At 60.7% G+C, this 262-nt stretch carries 1 protein-coding gene; it reads left to right on the forward strand.

The genetic code is table 11. The features are described 5' to 3' along the window. Positions 1–4: 4 nt before the first annotated feature. On the forward strand, positions 5–262 hold a 258-nt coding region (locus tag EOD29_RS32660; protein WP_206520574.1), incomplete at its 3' end, for an enoyl-CoA hydratase-related protein.

A 262-nucleotide genomic window follows, 5' to 3' on the forward strand; every position in this document is an offset into this window, starting at 1 on the left:
CTTTATGACCGATCACATCATCGTCGAGCAGCCTTCCACCCATCCCGGCGTCCAATTGATCCGCTTCAACCGGCCGGAGAAGAAAAACGCCATCACCCGCGCCATGTACCGGACAATGGCCGATGCGCTGAATGCGGCGAATGCCGATCCCGCCATCCGCGTAAGCGCTTTGCTCGGCACCGAAGGCTGTTTCTCGGCCGGCAACGACCTCAACGATTTTCTCGCTGCTGCAATCGGCGGCGGTGGCCTGGGACAGGAGATC

The organism is Mesorhizobium sp. M1A.T.Ca.IN.004.03.1.1, assembly GCF_003997555.1.
Classification (GTDB): Bacteria; Pseudomonadota; Alphaproteobacteria; order Rhizobiales; family Rhizobiaceae; genus Mesorhizobium.